Here is a 21,357-nt window from a genome sequence, read left to right as displayed (position 1 = left end):
AAACCGGCTTTCTAGAATCGATCGCACTTCACGTTGCCTGCGCGGCCCGCGCACGGCGAACCCGACCGAGGAGACCCGATTTGAGCCGTACCGCCGCCATCCAGCACGCGCTGAACCAGTTCGAGTCCGGTGCGTTCTTCACGACCCTGAGTCGCCGCGTCGGCCTGCGCACCGAAAGCCAGGACCGCGGCAACGAAGCCGCGCTGCGCGCCTACCTGACCGACGAGATCGCGCCGGAGGCCGCCCGCCTCGGTTTCGCGTCGCGCATCGTCGACAACCCCGTCGACGGCGGCGGGCCGTTCCTGCTCGCGTCGCGCCACGAAGACGACGCGCTGCCGACCGTGCTGATCTACGGCCACGGCGACGTCGTGCGCGGCTACGACGCGCAGTGGCGCGCGCCGCTGTCGCCGTGGACGCTGACGGCCGACGGCGACCGCTGGTACGGCCGCGGCAGCGCCGACAACAAGGGCCAGCACACGATCAACCTGGCCGCGCTGGCGAGCGTGCTCCACGCTCGCGGCGGCCGGCTCGGCTTCAACGCGAAGCTGCTGATCGAGATGGGCGAGGAAACCGGCTCGCCGGGCCTCGACGCGCTGTGCCGCCGGGAGCGCGACGCGCTCGCGGCCGACGTGCTGATCGCGTCCGACGGCCCGCGCATCGCCGCCGCGCGCCCGACGGTATTCCTCGGCTCGCGCGGTGCGGTCAATTTCAAGCTGAGCCTGCGCGCCCGCGACGGCGCGCATCACTCCGGCAACTGGGGCGGACTGCTGCGCAACCCGGCGATCGTGCTCGCGCATGCGCTCGCGAGCCTCGTCGACGCGCGCGGCGCGATTCGCGTCGCGGGGCTGCGCCCGCCGCCGATCCCGGTCGCGGTGCGCGACGCGCTCGCCGATCTGTCGGTCGGCGGCGGCCCCGGCGACCCGGCGCTCGACGCCGACTGGGGCGAGCCCGGCCTGTCCGCGGCCGAGCGCGTGTTCGGCTGGAATACGTTCGAGATCCTCGCGTTCAAGGCCGGCAATCCGGAGCATCCCGTCAATGCGATCCCGCCCGCCGCGTATGCGCACTGCCAGTTGCGCTTCGTCGTCGGCACCGACTGGGAAGCGCTGCAGGCGCACCTGCGCGCGCACCTCGATGCGCACGGCTTCGCCGACGTCGAGATCGACGTCGAGCGCGGCGCACCGGCGACGCGCGTGCCGCCGGACGATCCGTGGGTGCGCTGGGCCGTCGCGTCGCTCGCGCGCACCACCGGCAAGAAGCCCGCGATCCTGCCGAATCTCGGCGGCACGCTGCCGAACGACGTGTTCGCCGACACGCTCGGGCTGCCGACGCTGTGGGTGCCGCACTCGTACCCGGCGTGCTCGCAGCATGCGCCCGACGAGCACCTGCTCGCGAGCGTCGTCAGCGAGGGGCTGCAGATGATGGCCGGCCTCTTCTGGGATCTCGGCGACGACGCGCCGCCCGTTCGCCGCGCGGCATCCGCCGCGGCCGGCGCCGCCCTGTAACGCGCTCCGCCCCTTTTCACGGGACCTGCACACACGATGAATACGACCACCCTGACCTCGCAGGACGCCGCGCGCCCCAGCGCCGCGAAGATCCGGCGCATCATCTTCGCGGCGTCGATCGGCAACGCACTCGAATGGTTCGACCTGATCGTCTACGGCTTCTTCGCGGTCACGATCGCCAAGCTGTTCTTCCCCGCCACGAGCGAAGCGACGTCGCTGATGCTGACGCTCGGCACGTTCGGCCTGTCCTACCTGATCCGGCCGATCGGCGGCTTCGTGCTCGGCGCGTACGCGGATCGCGCGGGCCGCAAGGCGTCGCTGCTGCTGTCGATCGCGATGATGATGGCCGGCACGCTGCTGATCGCGCTGATGCCGACCTACGCATCGATCGGCATTCTCGCGCCGCTCGGGATCATGCTGTCGCGGCTGATGCAGGGCTTTTCCGCCGGCGGCGAATTCGCGAGTTCGACCGCGTTTCTCGTCGAGCACGCGCCGCAGCGGCGCGGCTTCATGTCGAGCTGGCAGTTCGCGAGCCAGGGCCTCGCGACGTTGCTCGCGTCGGGCTTCGGCGCGCTGCTGACGGCCACGCTGACCACCGCGCAACTCGAAAGCTGGGGCTGGCGCGTGCCGTTCCTGTTCGGCCTCGCGATCGGCCCGGTCGGGCTGTACATCCGCCGCTACGTCGACGAAGGCGTCGAGTTCAAGACGCAGGCGCGCTCCGAAGCGCCGGTGCGCGAACTATTCGCGGACCAGAAGGTGCGCCTGCTGCTGTCGGTCGGCGCGCTCGTGATCTCGACCGCGATCAACTACATGATCCTGTACATGCCGACCTACGCGATCAAGCAGCTCGGGCTGCCCGCATCGACCGGTTTCGCGGCGACGCTCGCGACCGGCTTCGTGCTGACGCTCGTCACGCCGGTCGTCGGCCATCTGTCCGACAGCACCGGGCGAATCCGCATGATGGCGGCCGCGGCCGTGCTGATGCTCCTCACCGTGTGGCCGACGTTCGCCTGGCTCACGCGCCACGCGTCGTTCGCGACGATGCTCGCCGCACTGGTCTGGATCGGCGCGCTGAAGGCGATGTACTGCGGCGCGCTGCCGGCGCTGATGGCCGAACTGTTCCCGTCGCAGACCCGCGCCACCGGGCTCGCCGTCAGCTACAACACCGGCGTCACGCTGTTCGGCGGCTTCGCGCCGTTCGTCATCACCTGGCTGATCAGCACGACCGGCAACCGGCTGTCGCCGGCGCTCTATCTGATGGGGTGTGCGCTGCTGAGCCTCGCCGCGCTGTTCGTCGCGCGCACGCGGCTGAAAATGCGCTGACGCGAGAAACGACGGCGCAACGATGCTGCCGCCGAAACCGCCCGACTCGGCCCGTCGCGGCATCGCTGCCGCGCGGGCCGCGCGCCGTTTACGGCGCCGGGTTCGGCTGCCGTTCGTGCAATGCGTCGATCTCGGCGAGGATCTCGTCGGACAGCGTCACGTCGACGCTGCCGATGTTTTCCTTCAACTGCTCGAGCGACGTCGCGCCGACCAGGTTGCTGCGCACGAACGGGCGGCTGTTGACGAACGCGAGCGCCAGTTGCGCGGGCGACAGCCCGTGACGCTGCGCGAGCGCGACGTAACGCGACGTCGCCTCGACGGCCTGCGGCTTGCTGTAGCGCTGGAAGCGCTCGAACAGCGTGATCCGCGCGCCGGCCGGACGCGCGCCGTTCTCGTACTTGCCCGACAGCCAGCCGAATGCGAGCGGCGAATACGCGAGCAGGCCGACGCCGTCGCGATGCGTGAACTCCGACAGCCCGTTCTCGAACGTGCGGTTCAGCAGACTGTACGGATTCTGGATGCTCGCGATGCGCGGCAGCCCGAGCCGCTCGGCCGCGCGCAGGAACTGCGCGACACCCCACGGCGTTTCGTTCGACACGCCGATCGCGCGCACCTTGCCGGCCTTCACGAACTCCGCGAGCACGCCGAGCGTTTCCTCGATCGGCACCGTGTACGCGTCGTCGACCCACGGATACGCGGGACGGCCGAAGGTGGTCGTGCTGCGATCGGGCCAATGCAGCTGGTAGAGATCGACGTAGTCGGTCTGCAGGCGCTTGAGGCTGCCGTCGAGCGCTTCGGTCAGGTTCTTGCGGTCGAACTGGTTGCCCTCGCCGCGAATATGACGCGGATTGTGCGGCTGCCGCGCCGGCCCGGCGATTTTCGTCGCGAGCACGATGCGGTCGCGCTGCGCGCGATGCTGCGCGATCCAGGTGCCGATGTACTGCTCGGTGCGGCCCTGCGTGTCGGGCTTCGGCGGCACCGGATACATCTCCGCGGCATCGATCAGCGTCACGCCGTGTCCGAGCGCGTAGTCGATCTGCTCGTGCGCGTCGCGCTCCGAATTCTGCTCGCCCCACGTCATCGTGCCGAGACCGATCAGGCTGACCTCGATGCCCGAATCGCCGAGTGTGCGGTATTCCATGCTGTTCCTGTCGCGTCGGTGGAAAGCAGGAACGCTATCACATTGAAGCCACTGCTTCAGATGGGCCCCGCGCACGCTTACAAGCGGCCTTCGGCGCTGCTCCCCACGCTCACGCGCCCGCCCGGACGGGGGTGTCGCCCCCTCCCGTCACTGCGGCCGCTGGATGAAGCAGGTCGCCGACGCATGCGCGACGATCTTGTCGTCCGGCGTCTTCAGCGTGCCCTCCGCGACACCCAGCGAACGCGACAGGTGAATCACGCGCCCTTCCGCGATCAGCTCGACGTCGCGCGGCACGGGCCGCAGCATCTTCACGTGCAAATCGACGGTGCCGTAACCGACGCCCGCGTCGAGCATCGAATGCACCGCGCACCCGGTGACGGAATCGAGCACCGTCGCGGCGAACCCGCCGTGCACGCCGCCCAGCGGATTCAGGTGCCGACCGTCCGCCCGCGCCGAGAACTTCACGTAACCGAGTTCGACGTCGAGCGGACGCATCGGGATCGTCTCGGAAATCGATGCCAAGGGCGCGTCGCCCGACACGGCGGCGCGCAGCAGATCGAGACCAGACAGGGAAAGCGGGTTCATCGGGTTGTCTCCGGGTTGAAAGCGCGTCGCCGCGCGAGTAAGTTCTAAATTGGAACTCATTATTGTCAACGATGCCGGCCGTTGTCAACGCGGCCGCGCCCGTTGCGACCGAAGGCGGGTTCTATAATCGAACCCGCTATTTCGCTGAACCGCCGCACGACCGCCGCAAGAGGCAAGAGACAAGAGACTCGACGATGAAATGGGATGACATCGGCACGCTGAACTGTTCGGTCGCGCGCACGCTCGCCGTGCTCGGTGACCGCTGGACCATGCTGATCCTGCGCAACGCGTTCCTCGGCTGCCGCCGCTTCGATGCGTTCCAGACCCAGCTTGGCCTGACGCGCCACGTGCTGGCCGAACGGCTGGCGCGACTCGTCGACGAAGGCGTGCTCGTCAAGCGCGCGTACCAGGAGCGCCCGCCGCGCTTCGAATACCGGCTGACCGAAAAGGGGCTCGACCTCTACCCGGCCCTGCTCGCGCTCATGGCGTGGGGCGACCGCTGGAAGGACGACGGCCAGGGGCCGCCGGTGCAATTGCGCCACCGAACCTGCGGGCAACTGATGCACGCGGTGACCGTGTGCTCGGCCTGTGGCGAACCACTCGACGCACGCGACGTGCAGCCGGAGCCCGGGCCCGGGTGGATCGTGTCCGACGGGGCTGAGGCGCCTGCAGCCAGGGATTGACGGACGCGCTACACGCGGCTCGCGAATGACTGTCTGACGCACTCGCTGCACATACGCTTCGGCCATGGGCCGCATTGAGTCCAGGTCCCTCCAACCGAGCCGCGCGCGTTGCTTGCCACGCAAGCGCCTTGCAACGACGAACGCAATCGCATGCCATCGCGGCCCCATCTGCTATCCGTCGATCGCCCCGCTCGCACACGCGGGCTGCATGACGCAACTTTGCGTCACCCTCTCCACCCGTGCCGATCATCGCGTGGACCAGCGCTTCGCATCCGCACGTGACCGGGCCGCCACGCGTACGTTACACTCACGGCCCGCTGTCTCGAAATTATTCGCTGTCCAAGATGTTGTCGCGCAATCGCCTCGCTGCCGCCTGTCTCGCCGCTTCCCTGCTCGCCACTCCGTTCGCCGCCTTCGGCAAGACGCAAAGCGAATCGCTGCTCCAGCAAGCGATCGATCTCGTGTCTCGATGGCTGCCAGCCCCCACTCACGAAGCACCTGCGACCCAGGTCGTCGAATCGGCTTTCTCGCCGGACGGCGGCGCCGAGGCGCTCGTACTGAAAGCGATCGGCGCGGCGCGCAACTCGATCCGGGTTGCCGCCTACTCGTTCACGTCGCCGCCCGTCACGCGTGCATTGCTTGCCGCCAAACGCCGCGGCGTCAATGTCGCGGTGGTCGTCGACGACAAGGGCAACCGCGCGAAGAACAGCAAGCAGGCACTGAACCTGCTCGTCAACGCGGGCATTCCGACGCGCACGATCGACGCCTATGCGATCCATCACGACAAGTACCTCGTGATCGACGCCGAGCACGTCGAAACGGGTTCGTTCAACTACAGCGCGTCGGCAGCCAGCCGCAATTCCGAGAACGTCGTCGTGGTCTGGAACAATCCGCAACTCGCATCGCGCTACCTCACGCACTGGCAAAGCCGCTTCGACCAGGGCACGCCGTACCGCTCCGGCTACTGACGCGCGGCACGCGCTCGCCGCCCCACCGCTCACATTCGCGTCACCGTGTTGCAGATGATCGGCGAGCATGGCGCGATGTTCAATTCGGCCGAATGGCCAGTGCGCCGCGTCGCGAAGCGACCGTCACGCGCGACGACGCCGCGTTCAATGGATGTCAGGCACCCGCCCCGTCGCTGCGCCGGCATGCGCGCTCGACACGCAGCGGTTCGCGTGCCCGCCCACACCGCTGGCCGAATTCGCCGACGAGCCTTGGTCACCCATCGGCAGCACGCTGCGCACGCAATCGGTGCTGAACATCAGCGTGTTCTGAACCAGCGGGTAAATGAGATACAGCGCAAACGCGAGATAGCCCGCGTACAGAATTCGAACCATGGTGCGATGGGAGGCGATGAATGATTGGTCTCGTCCTGTTTACGGCGTGGCGACGCGCACCTTGAGGTATCGCTCGTCCGATTCCGCATCGAGACGAAACACGGGCCGATGACACCCGCTTCTTACCGCATCTTCACCGACGCTCACGAACCCGATCGCCGCCGCGGCGGGACGTGCAGCGAGGCGACGCATCGAGCCATGCGCAACACTGTTCGCCGTACGAACCATGACCAACCTGGCCGACGGGACAAGACAAGGCTCACGCAAATCGCACCGAAACCGGCCGACGACGCGGCTCGGTCGGGCATGTTGCCGATGATCCCGCACGCCATCGCACCGTCGCCGACCGGCTAACATCGGCCGATCGCCGGATGGACGAACACAAGCCGCGCGGCAGGACGGCCGGCGCATGGCCCGCGGACGAGCCAGGCCGGCGCGCCGGTTCAACTGCCGCAGGGCGGCGCGCTCGCCATTGCGTCCGCGATCTGCTCGGGTGTCAGGTCGCGCTGATGCGTCGCCAGCGACCAGCGATGCCCGAACGGATCCTCGACCTGCCCGTAACGATCGCCCCAGAACATGTCGGCGGCCGGAATCGTGACCGTCGCGCCGGCTTCGACCGCCTTCGCGATCGCCGCGTCGGTGTCCGGCACGTACAGATGCAGGCAGACGGGCGTGCCTTTCAGCGCCCTTGGCCCCAGCGCACCGTGCTCCGGCATTTCGTCCACCAGCATCAGCGTCGAATCGCCAATCGCGAGGCACGCATGCGCGAGCCGACCGTCGGGCATCGCGAGGCGAAACTGTTCGGTCGCATTGAATGCGCGCTTGTAGAAATCGATGGCCGCGGTTGCACCCGCACAGATCAGATGTGGGGTCAGCGTGCGCATCCCTTCCGGGATCGGCTTGACGGACGTGGGCATGGTGTCGCTCCTTCAGTCGGTTGTCGTATCGAAAATCGGGACGGACGCGCGATGCGCACGCCTCCGATGCTACGACGGACGACGCCGACGGAAATCGACACGGTGCCCAGGATTTTTTTGTTCGCCTGACTGATGGGGGCGCAGGACGCCGCATCGGGCGTCATCGGCCCGTTCGGTCGGCCGGTTCGTCCGGCTGGCAGAATTGACGGCGGCAGGCTTCCAGCAACGCGGCCACCGCGTCGAGCGGAAGATCGGCAAACCGGGCGATCGGCAGCATCACGCCGCCCGGCACCTTCGTGCGCGACGAATGGGCGGAGAACTGATAGCCGATGTAACGATTTCCGGCAACGCTGACGATCCGGAATTCAGTGACGTCACGCCACGGCGTGACGGGTTTTTCGCGCGCGGAGCCGATCAGCCGGAAGCCCGTCTCGTCGACCTGCAGCGCGAGCTTGCGCCGCGACGAGACGAACAACGCGGCACTGGCCAGCGCCAGCAACACGGCCAGCGCCGCCACCGGCCAGAGCGTCGGGGCGGCCACATAACCGCACAAGGTCGCCGCGGCGAGCCCTGCACACACGGCCGCCCTGCTTTTCAGGCTCCGGCTGTCGACTGCCAGCGTGACCGGCAACGAACCGGTGACCGTTCCCGCGACCGGATCGACGTGCCAGCCGGAATCCGTCATTTCGTGTGCGTCGTTCATTTCACGCGGGCTCGTGTCGACGGCCGTCGGTTCCTCAATGTGGGCACGATGTCGGGATGCCGATCCCGATGGCGCGAATCACGCGCCATTGCGCCGACGTCGGTCAATTGCATACCTTGACGGTACCGTTGGTCGTGCATTGCCCGATGGCCCAGTGGCTCTGCCCGGCCAGACGAGGTGCGACGCCCATGCCGCGAATCGGCGCGGCCGGCGGCGACGAGGCGGGAACGGTCGCCGACGCGGTCTCGGGCGACGGTTGCACGGGCGCCGGCCCGGACGCGGTCTGGCAGGCGGCAAGCGTCAGACAGAGCGCAAATGCCAGTGGGGCGATGGCGAATCTGGAGAGAATCATGGGTACGCTCGCGCGATTCGTTTTGAGTAACGGCCCGCAGTCAGATCTGCGGCAGATCGCGCAGCGTGCGCGACTCGCTCGTTGCATCGATGTCGAGCTCGATGCCTTCGGACGCATCGCGATACAGCACGCGTTTCAGCCTGGGGCCGATTGCGGTGGTGTCCGACGCCGAGAAGATCGCGCGGACATCGTTACCGGACGCGAGCGCGCGCGCCACGTCCGCCACCGGCGCCTCGCGGGGCGTCGCCGCCCACGAGCGATCGCCCGGGTTCACGGCCGCCCAGCGCACGTGCGTCACGCGCGCGCTGAGCGGATCGATTCGGACACCATTCACCGCAAACGTCGACATCGGCATCTCCCTTGAATTTTTTCGGCCGGCCGCATGCATGCGGCGCGCGGCGCGCTGCGACCAACCCGGATCTCGCCCGCGCGGCGCGCACGGCCTGCGATCGCGTGCGCTGCTTCGGCCAACGCGATTTTCGATGATACATTGGGACGCTTTGCAACCGTCAACAGACAATCGTGTACGGGAGAAATACATGAGCGACGCCTGGGGAACCTTCCCTGCCAGAATGGGCGACCATCAGGCTTTCATCAGCTTCAACCACGACTTCGCGGAAATCGCCGAAGGCGATCCGCGCACGTCGCTGCTCAGCGTGCGGATCCCCTTTGCGCATCCGTCGCCTGAAGGGCTGCCGACCGGCGACGAATTCGCCGATCTCGCGAAGATCGAGGATCTGCTCGACGCCGCGATCATCGCGAAAGGCGGCGTGCAGGTCGGCCGCATCACCGTCGACGGCAACCGGGATTTTCTTTTCTACGTGCCGTTCGACGAAGAGGCAGCCGCGGAAATCGTCGACTCGCTGGCCGACCAGACGACCTACGCGCTGCAGTATGCCCACCAGGACGATCCGGACAAGACAACATACTGGCAGACGCTCTACCCGACCGACGACGACTGGCAGATCATGCGCGACATGCGCACGCTGGATGCGCTGCGGCAGCAAGGCGACGCACCGGACGTGAGCCGGCGCGTGATGCACTGGGCATACTTCCCCGACCCGAGCGACGCGCACCAGTTCGCGGACTGGGCCGAAGCGAAAGGCTATCCGGTCGAATCGGTCGCGCCGACCGAAGACGGCAAGTCGGCGGTGCGGTTTTCGCACGAAGGCACGCTCGCGCTCGCCGACATCACGCGCCATACGGTCGCGCTCAGTCGCGAGGTACGCGCGCTCGGCGGGAACTACGACGGATGGGAAACCAGCGTCGAACAGGCAGATTGAGCGGAGTGCGTGCCGGTTGCGCGTGATGTGACGTCACGCATGCGACGCAAAAAACATCCCGGCAGCGTTGTTACGCGCCGCCGGGATCAAGGCATCGCCGGCAACAACCGGCGATGGGCCTGAGGGTTCGCTCAGGCACGAGGAAAGCAATTCGTACGGATCGGGCGAACGGATGTCGGCGTGCGAACGAGTGCCGTCGCACAGCCCGCCGAACGCCTGTCCGGTTCCGCCGACGCAACCTTCCGGCGTCGAGGGGCAAAAAGCCCCCGCTCCTGCGCGAGCGAGCGGGGAAATGGTTGACCGGGCCGGGGAAGAACGGTCAACCGGTCAAATTGTGATCGCCGGTCGCGCGACGGTCTGTGCGGCAACTCACCCTTTAGTGACAACGTGACGGCAACCGGCATGCTCGCGTCCCGGCGCATATCGTCATGATTCAAGCCCGACGCGCTGCCTGTCGGTATCGTTGACGAGGAACCGGTCGCGAGTTTCTTCGTATCCGCCGTCTTGGGACCGCATCGCAGTACAACCTGTCGGCCGGCGGCAGTCGTCATTGCGACGGCCATCGACAGCGTTCTTTTTTCATTTCTGACGTTTTATTTTGTATTAATTCAAGTGGAATTTTCAGACCCGGGCGCAGTTTCCGGTAAGTCGCGAGTATTGTCAAAGCAGGATTATTCTATTTTTTCACGCGAGGCGATTTCCACTCCGTTTTTTGTGCAGAATTTCGCGCACACAATGATCTGCGTCACGAAAACGCGCATTCTTCGCTACGACGAACCACTGCAAAACCAGTCGGGAACCCAAGCGATCCAGTCGAGATTGCTGACGATTTCAATGGCGGCATCGCCGACGATTCCGGCTGTCGACGAATCTGTCGCCACCGCCCCAGTTGCCACCGCGCTCGCCTTCGCAGTCCCGGCCGATGCGACGGGCCTCGGATTGGCAAGCCGCTCCAGCCACGCGACGATACTTGCGCGTGCGTCTTCTTCACCGGCGAAATCATTGCGCGCCACAAACCGATCGAACACGATCCATGCGAGCGTCTTGCTTCGCGTCTCGGATTCGAGCTGCCTGTCGACAACGACGGTACGACCGGACTCCGTGATTCCGAGCATCCCGGTGAAACGGTAATCGAGATATTCGATCGCGAGTTTCGACGACATGGCTTCTTCGCTCAATCCGCCCTCTCAATTTTTATGATGCCCGCGCCAGACGTGCTTCGCGACACTGTGTGAATCTTGCGTGAATTTCACTCGGGGTGCGATTCTCGCTGGCGTTATCGCGATATTCTCGCGAATTGTCGATATGAACGGTCGACGTATGACCGCTCTCGTCTTTTTTCCACTCTTCCGATGGCGCCGTCAGCCGCTCCGTTTTCCTGTTTCCGGTATCGACCTGCTCCGCAGCCGTCATCGCGCTGCTAAACTCGAATCACAAAGACCGCTTGCGCCACCAGAGGAAATCATGACGCTCGCTCACGCACGACAAAGCGGCGTAGATGTCTGGATCGTCCAGCTTCCCGGGCACGCTCCCTATGCCTACACGCACCTCAAGCGGGTATTCTCGTCCGACGACTCTCGACATCGGGTCGTGACGATCGACCTGAAGAAACTGCTGGCCTGCGCCGACCGCGACACCACCGACTATGTGCTGCCGTCGGTTCAGTGCTGGGCGCCTGGAAAGGCCGCGGGCATTCGCGAATTCCTCGATCCGAACCGGGAGCGAATTCCGGACATGCCGTTCATCACGTTTCGCGAGACGCGAACGCGGACATTGCTCGGCATTCCCGGCCTGTCGAAAATCGGCGTCGCATCGTTCCGTAACGGCCAGCATCGCGCGCGCTATCTCGCGCATGCCGGTGCGACGATCTTGCCCGTCGAAATCCACGAGACCGAAGCCGATTTGCTTGTGCGGTATTGCGGCGAGTGACGGCAAAGTCCGGGCGGCTTTCACCTGGCGCTTCCATTGCGGCCAGGCGCAGGCGCACTCGCTTGCCGTCGCTCGCGTCGATGTCGGCAAGCGTTCAAGCCCGGATCGCGTAAATCCGGTCGGTGACTTCCGTCTGGCCGATGCGGCTGGTTTCGACACCGGCCAATTGCCAGCCGTTGTGTTCGTAGAACCCGATCGCACGCACGTTGCCCTCCAGCACCTGCAGATGGACCTTGTCCACGCCGATCGACCGGGCCCACGCGCGAACGGCTTCGATCATGCGCTTGCCCGTGCCGCCACCGTGATGCGAAGGATGGACGTGCAGGCAGTCGAGCAACACACCAAGCGCCGGGTCGACGGGGCGTTCGGCGCTGACGAAGCCGACCGGCTCGCCATTCGACTCTGCAATCCGCACGAAGCCCCACTCGTTCTCGTTTCTATCGAAGTACTTGCGCCACCGGACCGCATGCTCCGTCGGCACCTCGTCGGACAGATAGCTGGCCGGAAGGATGTGGCTATAGGCGGTTTGCCAGCTCAGCGTGTGCAGGCGAGCGATGTGGTTCGCGTCGTGTGGCGTGGCCGCGCGCAGTGTGGTCCGGGTGTCCGGCATCGGTTGCAACTCCTTCTGCGGGTTCTCTTGATCGACATGTGTCGTCGCAAAATATACAGTGCTTTGCGAGATGCATTTCGCAGGGGCTCGTCGTCGAGAGGTCGTCGCGCGGGCAAAAAAAATCCCGACACCTTCTCCGGTCGTCGGGATCGAACGGCCCTGCAAAGCATGAGGGCACGAGGAAGGTCACACATTACACGCATGTAAGACTGTTGCGCTTTGTCGGTTTGTGCCAAACCTCTGTTCGATTCCGCCAATCAGTCGGTTATGAACGGGCGTAAACGAAAAAAGCCTGCCCGCGTTTGGCGCGAGCAGGCAAAGAAAACGGATCAGCATTCGAGGCACGAGGGCTGTCCAGGAAAGATAACGGCACGGCGCAGGGGAACCTTAGGCGGGAAAGGAAGCGATGCGGGCAAACTGGTACGAACGTTGTCGGCGCAACGACAAGGAAACGGAAACGCGAGACGAAGCAGACCCAGGCTTTCTTCGGCATCACATTGCAGATGCCGGACAAGCGGTGGTATCGGCCGATACCACGCACGAACACGCGCCCGACTTCGACACCCGTCCTCGTTGCTTCGTCCGATTTCCGATATTCGGTATCGAAGTCATATCGCCGCGGCGACTCGATTCCGTCTTTACTAACCAGAACGTTCGGCGTCCACATGCTGCCCGGCGCCGGCTGCACGGACTCGACGATGATTTCGTAACCGTCGAATTCCTCGCCATTGCATTTGATTCTCTTGTGCAGAGGGTGTCCCCTTACATGCACTTGATGTTGCTGTCGCGCAGCGCGCTTTACGCAATCGCTCTTTTGAAGCGCAAGGCCGAAATGGCATCGCGGTTGTTTCGTTGAATACCGGGATGCCACGTCGTTAAAAAACGCCGTGACCAAGACACACGACGGCTGTGTCCAAATGCCAGAAAGCAAAAAGCCCGGTTCATTGAACCGGGCTTTTTGCTTGAATTTGTTGGGGTGGCTGATGGGACTCGAACCCACGACGACAGGAATCACAATCCTTATACATTTTCCTTATATTTCATATGGTTAGATGGAAACATTGGAATATGTGGTATCGTGAGAGCCTTGTCTGACGTATCGAAAATCCCTCATCTTCCAGAGAAATTCGCCTCATTCGGCGGCCGCCGGCTCGGCCGCCATGTCCTCACCAGGTACAGTTGCAGCACTGCACGCGCCGCCTTGGCAGCTGCCGCCCTGCCTAACTTCACGGGCTACCCATCGACGCGAAACAGCGCCGACCACTTCGACTCCTAACTGCCACTCGCGAGGCATATTTTTTGCATTCTATTAATCACATCGACACATAGACCAAATAAATCCTGAACCTCTTGAATGTCATACATTTTATCCGGATGCTGAGTCGGATTGCGAAACGACACCCTGATATTATCCAACTGTCGATGCAACACATCATTAACTTTTGCACGTCGATGCTGTTGCAACGCTTGAATCATCGGATACCACAGCATTTTATCAATGCGATTGCGTCTAACATAGAAACAATAATACCCCCTCAAAACCTCTTCTGTCGCACGCATCAAATGAAATGCCGCTGCCGTCGGGCGCTCAAATGCAATACACCGCCCGGCCTCGGAAATATCATACTTAGCCACATCAGTGAGCGATTGATATACTCCCGGGGCAAATAGATGCTCAATGTCGTCCGTTAACTTTGCAACATCAAGACGCTTCGGCGATATTGTGTAGGCGTTTATTAGCTTTAACTCTGCCTCCATTGTCCGACGTAACTCAAAGATCAAGCTTCTTAATTTTGATGATTGCGCCTGAGTCATTTCTACATCATCATCCGACTCTCCGAGTTCCTTCCTAAACTCCTCAAGTTTATCGGCAGCATTGATTGTTACACGCAACTCCAATTCCCGCAAACGCAAAAACAGCGCATCAACATTTACTAAGACATTCCCTGAACCTTTAATTTTGTATCCCTCGCGAACATCCTGCAAATATCGGACCGTCGTACCGAACTGCCAAAACCTATATACAGGAACAGACTGCATCGCCAACCCCTTATTTTATAATTATAAAAGTCAATATTGAGTATTAAACACAAATCAAGGAAAATTTACCGCAGGCGCCAACAAATATATCACGCGTCCATCTACATCAGTCAATTCGAAAAACTCCGAAAGCACCGCCATATTCAGCCCGCAGCTTCCGCCGCCATGTCCTCCGCCGGGTATAACTGCAGCATCGCGCGCGCGGCCTCGACGTTCGACGTCGTGAGCCATTCCTCCCAGTCATCCGGCCGCAGGATCACGACCGACCGTTTCTCATGGCCTGGCTTGTGCATGCGCGACATCACCGGGTGGCCATCGGCGTTGACGGTAATCATCGCCATCGCATTGACGTCCGTGCCATCGCGGCGCCGCAGCGTTTGCCAGATGCCGGCGACGCACATCGTCGGGCGATCGATCACGCCGATGCGCTGCAATACGCATGGCCCGTCCACCCATTCCCCCTTCTCATCTTGATATGCCTCCGGATACGACGGCTCGACGACGAACTTGGCCGGGATCAGGCAGCGCCGACCGGCGCGCCAGGTGGGTGCGAACCACGACGACTTCCCGACGTTGTCGTCCCGGACATTCATCACGGTGCGCATGATGTCCGGCTTCTTGCCGGCCGCCTTCGCCGCTTCAATCCGCTCCTTCTGGATTGCGCGTGGCACGAAGCCGAAGCCCGCGATCAACGGCTTGAACTGCCCGTCGACGTAGCCGACGATCGGCGCGTCGTAGTCCTGGTAGATCTCCGGCTTCCACGGCGTCCAGCGGTACAGATCGCGGAAGTTGTCGATCTTGAGCTCGCTCAGGCCCGGATCTTCGCCTGGCGCGACGTAGTTCGTGCACATCGCCGTCCCCAATTTTCGATCTTGACGGCCCTATCTTACTCCGGGATACACTGTGTTTTTATACAGTGGTGCAGCCGTGATCAAGCCGCAGTGGGCATACATCTGGGAGTACGGATTCCAGGGCGAGAAGACGCGCCAGAGGACTCCGGTCGAGCTCACCAAACGCGAATTTGAGCACTGGATCGACGAGGACCCGCGGTCGGTGTTCCTGGGTACATCCGCACCGATCGAAGCGACCAGGATCGATCGCAACCGAGTTCCTCTGACGGATCCACGATTCAAGCTGCGACCGGAGGTGCCCGAATTCGATGCACCGACCGACGCCGAGCTGCGCACTCTGTGGCGCGAGTACACGGACCTTCAGGTGCGGTGGTTAATCCTCGAAATCCGTGCGCTGAGGAAGTCACTCGAGCGCATCGAGGACTGGTACCTCTACACCGACAAGAACGTCGCGAACAAAGGCGACCTTGCCGGCGCGCAGGGCCAGTTGTATCGGCTGATGCATCTGCTGCGCGACGAGATGCGGCGGGCCGGGATGCGGTAGTCCGGGGCTTTACGGGGCTCGGACGATCGCGCGATAGCGACGCACCTGTGGCATTCTGAACGTTCGTCGCACTGGAGGCCGATATGCGCACAATTGCGGAAGAATTCAGCGATTCCGACGACGACTGGTTTGGCTTCGCCTCAGCGCAAGACCGGAAGGACGGCCATTCGCTGCGGGCGTACCTGCTGCGCTACGCGGACCGCATCCCGGAACACCATGTCGTCGTGAACGTCGAGCTGGTGCTACGCACAGAGTATCCGCCTCGCGGCATTCGTCCGCCGTACCTGAGCGTCATCCATTTCGATCCGGGGCACTCGACCGACTTGCCGCTCACGTGGAAGCGCAATATCGAGGAACTCCGGTTCGATTCCATGACGACGTACGTCGAATGCGGATACGACATTTTCGACTCGTTCAGCGACATCACGATGGATCTGACGGCGCGCGGGTTCTACATCGAACCGCTCAACTAGCCCCCGACCGAGCGCCTGAGCGCCTTCACTTCGGCGCCGTCAGCGCGTCGTAGTCGCGCTCGCACTGCTGGCCGGCGATGCGGGCGCGGTCAGCGTATTCTGCCAGCTCGCCCGCGCGCTCGTCAGCCCGGCCGAGCACGTCGGCAAGCAGATCGAGGGCGTCGCCGGTTGCCGGGCCTCCGGCGGCAGCGGCGGGATGGCGGGCGGCGGCGACAAGCTGGTCGACGCGCTGCTGCAGGCTGCCAGCGGCAGCGCGAGCAGCAAAAGCATCCGCAAGCGCGGCAGTTCGTTGTTGGTTCGCATCTTTCGCAATCTCCGATTGGGCCGCGGTGCGGCGTTGTTCTTCCGTGCGCGCGGCCGCGACGGCGTCGAGCTGCGCCTTCTGCGCCGCGGCGGCCGTCGTACGCACGCCGTCGGCATGCCCCCTGAAGTAGCCGCCGGCCAGGCCGACGACAGCCGCCACGATGACGGCGAGCCAGACACGAGGATCGAACCAGGTCATTTCCGTTCCTTCGCATGCAGCTGCTTCATCTCGTCCGGCGAGTAGACGAAGCCCGGCAGCAGGAACGCCTGGACGCTCCAGACCGGGTCGCTTTCCTCGTGCCGGCCGTGACCCTTGCCCCGGTGATGGAGCGCGCACAGCAGCAGTTGGTTGTAGGTCGAGTCGACGAATGCCTCCGGCCGGGCCGGGTCGAACGCCTCCCAGTCGAATCCTTGCGTCAGCTTGATCACGTCCCAGATCGGGTGCTGGCGCGGGATCGGCACGGTCCGCTGCAGCTTGTGGCTGAACATCGTGTCGACCTGGTTAAGCGCGACGCCGCGGATCCACTTCCAGTCGATCGCGTGCGAGAACGCCCACTCGAAGAATCGGTGATGCGACTCGACGGCCTGGTCGTCGCCGCATACCGCGCAGACGTAGCCGCCGGCCGCCTTCATCTCGCGCTTGCTCGCGCGGAACGTCGGCGACTCGGTGCGCGGCTCGTGATCCGGGTAGAAGACGTCCTCGGAAAGCGTGCGCCGCGTTTCGTGAGATTCCTCAACATCCATAAAACCTCCAGGCAATAAAAAAGCCCCCGGGGATGCCGGGGGCCACGTAACAACGTCGGAACCAATCAGTGATGTGCGGAGCCGCGGTTCTCGCGATTGGTATATCCGGATGCTCGCCGCATCCGGCCTTGATCGCGCGGCACCAGCTCTCCGAGCCGCGTGAGCCCGCGCATCGTAATGCGCACCTGCTCGCTGACGCGCTCGTCGCCAGTCACTCGATCGGTGTAGGGGGTGCTCTTGTGAACCAGATAGCCAGCCTGCTGCTTGTCGTGATACGCGAGCCACCCAGACTTGCCGGCGCGATGGTAGATCCAACCATTCGCGCTCAGCCACGCCGTCAGCTTGCTCGGTTGCATCTGGAGCGAACTGGCAGCATCGCGGATACACATCGATCCTTCGGCGTCGGAAATCCGCTCGTACGTCTCGACCTTCGGCGCCGCAATTGCGAGTGCCTCTTCAGCCTTCGCCTTCTGGTCGGCCAAATCGGCCGCGAGGCGAAGTGCTTCGGGCAGCGTCTTGGGCAATGCGGCTGCGCCGCTTTCCAGTTCCTGCCACCGGTCCACCAGCCGGGCCGTGAACTGCGGCGAAAGCTGTGCGACCACGACGATGCTGTCGCGCTTCCCGCGTTCGCCGATGAACAGGTACTGCTGCGTGGTGTAGGTCCGGTTGTTGCCGCCGGTTTCTTGCACTTCCTCAATTTGAGGGCGTGCGATAACGCCTTGATTCACAAGGGCTCCGATGGTTCGCTTCACGTTGTCGTGGCGCTTCTCGACCAGGTCGGCAATTTCCTGGCTGGTCATCCGGAGCGCGGCATCCGAGCCGCCGAAGATAAGCGCGTTCATCAGTGCACCTCCCGGCTGACCGACAGCACGTCCGCGCAGCCCGCGTCGAACAGGTCTTCGGTGTTCTCGGCGACGAACTGGCCGAGTGCCGCGAGGTCAATGGCAACCTTCGAGGACTCGCCGGCCGTGGCCTTGATTGCGACGAAAAGCGCGTGCATGTAACGAAGGTGGTTGTCCATCATGCTCGACAGGTCGACCACGCGCCGTTCAAGCGGCCGGGATTGCTGAACCTTGTCATTACCCGATGTAGTGCTATCATGTCTCATGACCATTGTTCCTTACCAAGGGGTTCACTGCGTCACTAACGCCCGACCGGTTGCCGCCGGCCGGGCGTTTTCCGTTTGGAGGCTCAAAATCAACCTCGCGTTGATCTCCGCGCTCAAGCTGCGGAAATTCCTCTGCGCCGCCTCCTCCAGCACGCCTTTCATTTCCTCCGGCATGCGAATGTTCACCTGCGGCATCGATCTGGCACCTTTCATCAGACCTCCAGTTTGTAAACACCGTGCACACATCATAGTAGCCATTTGATATGATCGCAAGTGGCTATCATGGAAAAAATATCAAATGGCTAGTATTGTCCGCCCCATGAGCAAAGACACCAAAGCCCCGAGCCGTAGCGCCGACCAGTTTGTCGTGCGCTTACCGGACGGAATGCGCGAGCACATCGCAGAGCAAGCGAGGAAGAACAATCGATCGATGAACGCCGAGATCGTCGCTCGGCTCGAATTCAGCCTCGATCCGAACAACGACCCTGAGCGCATTGCGGCGCTCGATCAGGTTGCCGAGTACACAAAACGAGTACTGGAAGCGACCGACGGTGAAATCGCGGCAATGAGGCGACTAGTCGACGCACAAGAGGCGATGCTTTCCGTTACCGGCGGCTATTTGAAAGCAATGGCGGAAAGAGTGCCTCAGTCGGAAAACGAAGTGTCGAACGAACTTGTAGCCCTCATGGCAAACCTCGGATCCGCCTTGGCGGAATACGAAATCGAAGATGCGATTGCAGCCGTGCGACGGATGTCGGAACTCGGCACTACGTTGGGCATCCTGGAAAAAGATCCCGAGACCGGTAAATACAGGCGAACTGCTCTGGGCGAGAAAGTCCACGACACCCCTCGAACGTTGAAACGATCCGAAGATCAAGAAAAGTCGGCTGCTCCTCCTAAGCGACGTATGAATACACGACGACGCCCCTCCGAATAATCTGTCATAGGCCGCGCTCGCAGAGGGCACGCTCTTCAGCGCGACGTTTCACCAGACCCGGCAGCACGCGGCCGCCGGCGGTCACCCACTGCGGCCGGCCGTTGTCCGCCTCGTTCAGCGCGCGGCACGCGCCCTTCCAGTCGCCGGCGTTGAACCTCTTCGCCGTCGTGCTGCCGCAGTACGCCCCCGCGCCAACGTTGTAGGCGAAGCTCACCGCTGCCGCGAGCTGGTAGGTGTGCCCCTTCAGGACCGGCGTGCACTTCAGCACCGGATCGGCGTGCTCGATCAGCCGTTGTTCGAGGCGCGTGCGGCACTCTTCCGGCGTGAAGCGCTGGCCGGCGTGCACATCCTTCGTGTCGCCGTTGCACGCTGTGACGATCCCGATCGGGTCGGGCCGCGCGACGAGTTCGAGCCCCTCGAACTTCGGGACCATGGAAAAAAGAAGGGCTGCCGCAGCAGCCCCCACCACACCCGCCAGTGTCTTCTTCGGTACGTTAGCCATCGAGCAATGCCCTCTTCCCCTTGTTCTTGACCAGGTAGTACGCCTGCAGCCCGATATACGCGATCGTCGCGACGGCTACCCACCAGTTGATGTCGTGGCCGGTCAGCCACAGCCAGAAATTGCTTCCCACCGCCGGCGCCGCCTTGGCAGCACTCACCGCGAGATCGTTCTTCATCGATTCCCCGTAAACGAAAAAACCGCCTGGATGAGAAGGCGGCCTGCTATTCACCAACCAACTTGTAGCTTGCATTTCTCACACTGCAAATTAGAATCTCTCCGTTTGTTCATAAAACCACCAAAGGACCAACATGCAGGATAAATTCGTTAATCTACTGCCCGGGGTTCCGGCGGTGGAATCACCATTCTTCGAGAAGATATTCTCCAACCCGTCTATCGATAGCGAAACGCGGCGAATCGCAGCACAGTTGAACGAAAAGGGATATGCGATCATCGATTTCCCGGACGCTGAGTTTTCAAGCGTGGCCGATCGAATCAAGGCGAATCTTCGCGATGGGTACAACTGGCAGTATTGGATGGAGCGCGGCTATGAAGTCGGAGACGGCCTCCGTATTCAAGACGCGTGGACGTTCGACGCAGACGTCAAACGAATCGCCACGAACGAGCACATCATCAAGCTCCTGTCGACGTTGTTTGGTCGCCAGGCATGGCCGTTCCAAACGCTGAATTTCCCGGTCGGGACGCAGCAGCATATGCATACCGACTCGGTGCACTTCAGCTCTGCGCCGGAGCGCTTTATGTGCGGGGTGTGGACCGCCCTCGAAGACATCGGCCCCGATGCGGGCCCCCTTCTTTACTATCCGGGCAGTCACAAATGGCCGATTTTTACGAATGAACACATCGGCATTTGCGCAACGGACTTCGGTCAGAAGCCGAATCAATCCGTGTACGAGCCGATGTGGCGCGCGCTCGTCGATGCTCATGGCATAAAGCCGGAGACGTTCCACGCGAAGAAAGGTCAAGCACTCATCTGGCTAGCGAACCTCCTGCACGGTGGAAACAAACAGCGGGACAAATCGAAAACCAGATGGTCGCAGGTGACGCACTACTACTTCGAGGACTGCGCGTATTACACGCCCATGTGGTCAGATCCGTTCTACGGCACCATCGCGTTCCGCGAACTTCCGAACGTCATGACGGGAGAGATCACCCGAAATGCGTACCTCGGCAGACAGATTCCGATCGAAACGGTTGGCTCCGCACACATCACCCGGAGCCTTCCGGCCGATTTCGACCCAGAACAGTATTTGTCGGCCAATCCTGACGTCCGCGCTGCCGGAGTCGATCCAGCTACGCATTACCTGTCACACGGCTGGCGCGAGATGAGAAGTCTCCGCCCGTAACTGAATCAAGCGGCGGGAGCGGAGAATCCGCTCCCATCGTATAGGTATCCGATACCTACGGCATCCCCATCGCTAATGGGAATGGCTTCCGCATCGGGCGGGGGCTGCCAGACGCTTACATCCCCG

At 63.0% G+C, this 21,357-nt stretch carries 28 protein-coding genes and 1 pseudogene; 11 read left to right on the top strand and 18 right to left on the bottom strand.

Annotated elements, in window-relative coordinates:
* Positions 1-80: 80 nt before the first annotated feature.
* Both SY91_RS11100 and SY91_RS11095 read left to right on the top strand, forming a co-directional pair.
* A complete protein-coding gene (locus SY91_RS11100) occupies positions 81-1,502 on the top strand; it encodes a M20 family metallopeptidase (protein WP_023474671.1) in 1,422 nt (473 codons plus the stop codon).
* A 36-nt stretch (positions 1,503-1,538) separates the two neighbouring features.
* Positions 1,539-2,825: an MFS transporter gene (locus SY91_RS11095; RefSeq protein WP_023474673.1), complete on the top strand. Its 1,287-nt coding sequence runs from the start codon at positions 1,539-1,541 to the stop codon at positions 2,823-2,825.
* Positions 2,826-2,913: 88 nt separating this feature from the next.
* Here SY91_RS11095 and SY91_RS11090 read toward each other — a convergent pair whose 3' ends face one another.
* Positions 2,914-3,966 (bottom strand): NADP(H)-dependent aldo-keto reductase, encoded by a 1,053-nt coding sequence (locus SY91_RS11090; RefSeq protein ID WP_012328428.1) that lies wholly within the window; start codon positions 3,964-3,966, stop codon positions 2,914-2,916.
* A gap of 147 nt (positions 3,967-4,113) precedes the next feature.
* Complete coding sequence (locus tag SY91_RS11085; RefSeq protein ID WP_011545334.1) at positions 4,114-4,551, bottom strand: PaaI family thioesterase; 438 nt, start codon at positions 4,549-4,551, stop codon at positions 4,114-4,116.
* A 194-nt stretch (positions 4,552-4,745) separates the two neighbouring features.
* On the opposite strand from SY91_RS11085, the gene SY91_RS11080 reads away from it, so the two are divergent.
* Entirely contained in the window at positions 4,746-5,234 is a 489-nt protein-coding gene (locus SY91_RS11080; protein ID WP_043886424.1) for a winged helix-turn-helix transcriptional regulator, read from the top strand.
* Positions 5,235-5,578: 344 nt separating this feature from the next.
* Positions 5,579-6,202 carry a phospholipase D family protein gene (locus SY91_RS11075; protein WP_043886426.1) on the top strand — a complete coding sequence of 208 codons (624 nt, stop codon included), beginning with the start codon at positions 5,579-5,581 and terminating at the stop codon, positions 6,200-6,202.
* Positions 6,203-6,346: 144 nt separating this feature from the next.
* Here the strand turns inward: SY91_RS11075 and SY91_RS11070 are convergent, their stop codons facing one another.
* The 5 genes from SY91_RS11070 to SY91_RS11055 form a co-directional block, all read right to left on the bottom strand.
* The gene (locus tag SY91_RS11070) at positions 6,347-6,574 is read right to left on the bottom strand and encodes a hypothetical protein (protein ID WP_011545331.1); all 228 of its coding nucleotides are present in this window, start codon (positions 6,572-6,574) and stop codon (positions 6,347-6,349) included.
* A 443-nt stretch (positions 6,575-7,017) separates the two neighbouring features.
* Entirely contained in the window at positions 7,018-7,491 is a 474-nt protein-coding gene (locus SY91_RS11065; RefSeq protein ID WP_023474678.1) for a VOC family protein, read from the bottom strand.
* 160 nt (positions 7,492-7,651) lie between these two features.
* Positions 7,652-8,194, bottom strand: coding sequence for a hypothetical protein (locus tag SY91_RS11060; RefSeq protein ID WP_023474679.1), 543 nt, complete (start codon positions 8,192-8,194; stop codon positions 7,652-7,654).
* A gap of 103 nt (positions 8,195-8,297) precedes the next feature.
* Positions 8,298-8,546: a hypothetical protein gene (locus tag SY91_RS35475; RefSeq protein WP_124477254.1), complete on the bottom strand. Its 249-nt coding sequence runs from the start codon at positions 8,544-8,546 to the stop codon at positions 8,298-8,300.
* Positions 8,547-8,586: 40 nt separating this feature from the next.
* A complete protein-coding gene (locus SY91_RS11055) occupies positions 8,587-8,895 on the bottom strand; it encodes a phosphatidylserine/phosphatidylglycerophosphate/cardiolipin synthase (protein ID WP_023474681.1) in 309 nt (102 codons plus the stop codon).
* 190 nt (positions 8,896-9,085) lie between these two features.
* On the opposite strand from SY91_RS11055, the gene SY91_RS11050 reads away from it, so the two are divergent.
* Positions 9,086-9,829: a DUF695 domain-containing protein gene (locus tag SY91_RS11050; protein ID WP_043886427.1), complete on the top strand. Its 744-nt coding sequence runs from the start codon at positions 9,086-9,088 to the stop codon at positions 9,827-9,829.
* 767 nt (positions 9,830-10,596) lie between these two features.
* On the opposite strand, the gene SY91_RS11045 is transcribed toward SY91_RS11050, so the two are convergent.
* On the bottom strand, positions 10,597-11,007 hold the full coding sequence (locus SY91_RS11045) for a hypothetical protein (protein WP_234620463.1): 411 nt from the start codon (positions 11,005-11,007) through the stop codon (positions 10,597-10,599).
* 286 nt (positions 11,008-11,293) lie between these two features.
* Between SY91_RS11045 and SY91_RS11040 the strand changes: the two genes are divergently transcribed.
* Entirely contained in the window at positions 11,294-11,758 is a 465-nt protein-coding gene (locus SY91_RS11040; RefSeq protein WP_023474685.1) for a plasmid fertility inhibition factor family protein, read from the top strand.
* Positions 11,759-11,852: 94 nt separating this feature from the next.
* Here SY91_RS11040 and SY91_RS11035 read toward each other — a convergent pair whose 3' ends face one another.
* Positions 11,853-12,368 (bottom strand): GNAT family N-acetyltransferase, encoded by a 516-nt coding sequence (locus SY91_RS11035; protein ID WP_043886429.1) that lies wholly within the window; start codon positions 12,366-12,368, stop codon positions 11,853-11,855.
* Between the two features lie 406 nt (positions 12,369-12,774).
* Here SY91_RS11035 and SY91_RS35585 point away from each other — a divergent pair, with 406 nt between their 5' ends.
* Complete coding sequence (locus SY91_RS35585; RefSeq protein WP_124591995.1) at positions 12,775-13,224, top strand: hypothetical protein; 450 nt, start codon at positions 12,775-12,777, stop codon at positions 13,222-13,224.
* Positions 13,225-13,640: 416 nt separating this feature from the next.
* Here SY91_RS35585 and SY91_RS11025 read toward each other — a convergent pair whose 3' ends face one another.
* Both SY91_RS11025 and SY91_RS11020 read right to left on the bottom strand, forming a co-directional pair.
* Positions 13,641-14,408 carry a hypothetical protein gene (locus SY91_RS11025; RefSeq protein WP_185920903.1) on the bottom strand — a complete coding sequence of 256 codons (768 nt, stop codon included), beginning with the start codon at positions 14,406-14,408 and terminating at the stop codon, positions 13,641-13,643.
* A 143-nt stretch (positions 14,409-14,551) separates the two neighbouring features.
* On the bottom strand, positions 14,552-15,259 hold the full coding sequence (locus SY91_RS11020) for an SOS response-associated peptidase family protein (protein WP_023474687.1): 708 nt from the start codon (positions 15,257-15,259) through the stop codon (positions 14,552-14,554).
* Positions 15,260-15,311: 52 nt separating this feature from the next.
* Here SY91_RS11020 and SY91_RS11015 point away from each other — a divergent pair, with 52 nt between their 5' ends.
* Both SY91_RS11015 and SY91_RS11010 read left to right on the top strand, forming a co-directional pair.
* Entirely contained in the window at positions 15,312-15,803 is a 492-nt protein-coding gene (locus SY91_RS11015) for a hypothetical protein (protein WP_043886431.1), read from the top strand.
* Positions 15,804-15,886: 83 nt separating this feature from the next.
* Positions 15,887-16,276, top strand: a complete 390-nt coding sequence (locus tag SY91_RS11010; protein ID WP_023474689.1) for a hypothetical protein — start codon at positions 15,887-15,889, stop codon at positions 16,274-16,276.
* Between the two features lie 25 nt (positions 16,277-16,301).
* On the opposite strand, the gene SY91_RS11005 is transcribed toward SY91_RS11010, so the two are convergent.
* The 5 genes from SY91_RS11005 to SY91_RS10985 all read right to left on the bottom strand — a co-directional run bounded on the left by SY91_RS11005 (position 16,302) and on the right by SY91_RS10985 (position 18,644).
* Positions 16,302-16,778 (bottom strand): DUF2514 family protein, encoded by a 477-nt coding sequence (locus tag SY91_RS11005; protein ID WP_023474690.1) that lies wholly within the window; start codon positions 16,776-16,778, stop codon positions 16,302-16,304.
* On the bottom strand, positions 16,775-17,323 hold the full coding sequence (locus SY91_RS11000) for a hypothetical protein (RefSeq protein WP_023474691.1): 549 nt from the start codon (positions 17,321-17,323) through the stop codon (positions 16,775-16,777). Before SY91_RS11000 ends, SY91_RS11005 begins: the two co-directional genes overlap by 4 nt.
* 65 nt (positions 17,324-17,388) lie before the next feature.
* Entirely contained in the window at positions 17,389-18,165 is a 777-nt protein-coding gene (locus SY91_RS10995; protein ID WP_023474692.1) for a phage antirepressor KilAC domain-containing protein, read from the bottom strand.
* On the bottom strand, positions 18,165-18,365 hold the full coding sequence (locus SY91_RS10990; protein ID WP_023474693.1) for a hypothetical protein: 201 nt from the start codon (positions 18,363-18,365) through the stop codon (positions 18,165-18,167). The genes SY91_RS10995 and SY91_RS10990 overlap by 1 nt, the downstream gene beginning before the upstream one ends.
* A gap of 90 nt (positions 18,366-18,455) precedes the next feature.
* Positions 18,456-18,644 carry an Arc family DNA-binding protein gene (locus SY91_RS10985; protein WP_023474694.1) on the bottom strand — a complete coding sequence of 63 codons (189 nt, stop codon included), beginning with the start codon at positions 18,642-18,644 and terminating at the stop codon, positions 18,456-18,458.
* Between the two features lie 106 nt (positions 18,645-18,750).
* Between SY91_RS10985 and SY91_RS35580 the strand changes: the two are divergent.
* Positions 18,751-18,900 (top strand): annotated as a pseudogene (locus tag SY91_RS35580) (Arc family DNA-binding protein); the annotation flags it as partial.
* A 472-nt stretch (positions 18,901-19,372) separates the two neighbouring features.
* Here SY91_RS35580 and SY91_RS10975 read toward each other — a convergent pair.
* The gene (locus tag SY91_RS10975; RefSeq protein WP_043886433.1) at positions 19,373-19,870 is read right to left on the bottom strand and encodes a lysozyme; all 498 of its coding nucleotides are present in this window, start codon (positions 19,868-19,870) and stop codon (positions 19,373-19,375) included.
* Positions 19,863-20,027 carry a hypothetical protein gene (locus SY91_RS10970; protein WP_260632408.1) on the bottom strand — a complete coding sequence of 55 codons (165 nt, stop codon included), beginning with the start codon at positions 20,025-20,027 and terminating at the stop codon, positions 19,863-19,865. Before SY91_RS10970 ends, SY91_RS10975 begins: the two co-directional genes overlap by 8 nt.
* Positions 20,028-20,178: 151 nt before the next feature.
* Between SY91_RS10970 and SY91_RS10965 the strand changes: the two genes are divergently transcribed.
* Positions 20,179-21,231, top strand: a complete 1,053-nt coding sequence (locus SY91_RS10965; RefSeq protein ID WP_043886436.1) for a phytanoyl-CoA dioxygenase family protein — start codon at positions 20,179-20,181, stop codon at positions 21,229-21,231.
* The last annotated feature ends 126 nt before the right edge of the window (positions 21,232-21,357 follow it).

Origin of the sequence: Burkholderia cenocepacia, assembly GCF_014211915.1 — a bacterium.
GTDB classification, from domain to species: Bacteria; Pseudomonadota; Gammaproteobacteria; order Burkholderiales; family Burkholderiaceae; genus Burkholderia; species Burkholderia orbicola.
Note: the sequence above shows the minus strand (reverse complement) of the source record. Positions and strands in the feature narration are given on the sequence as shown.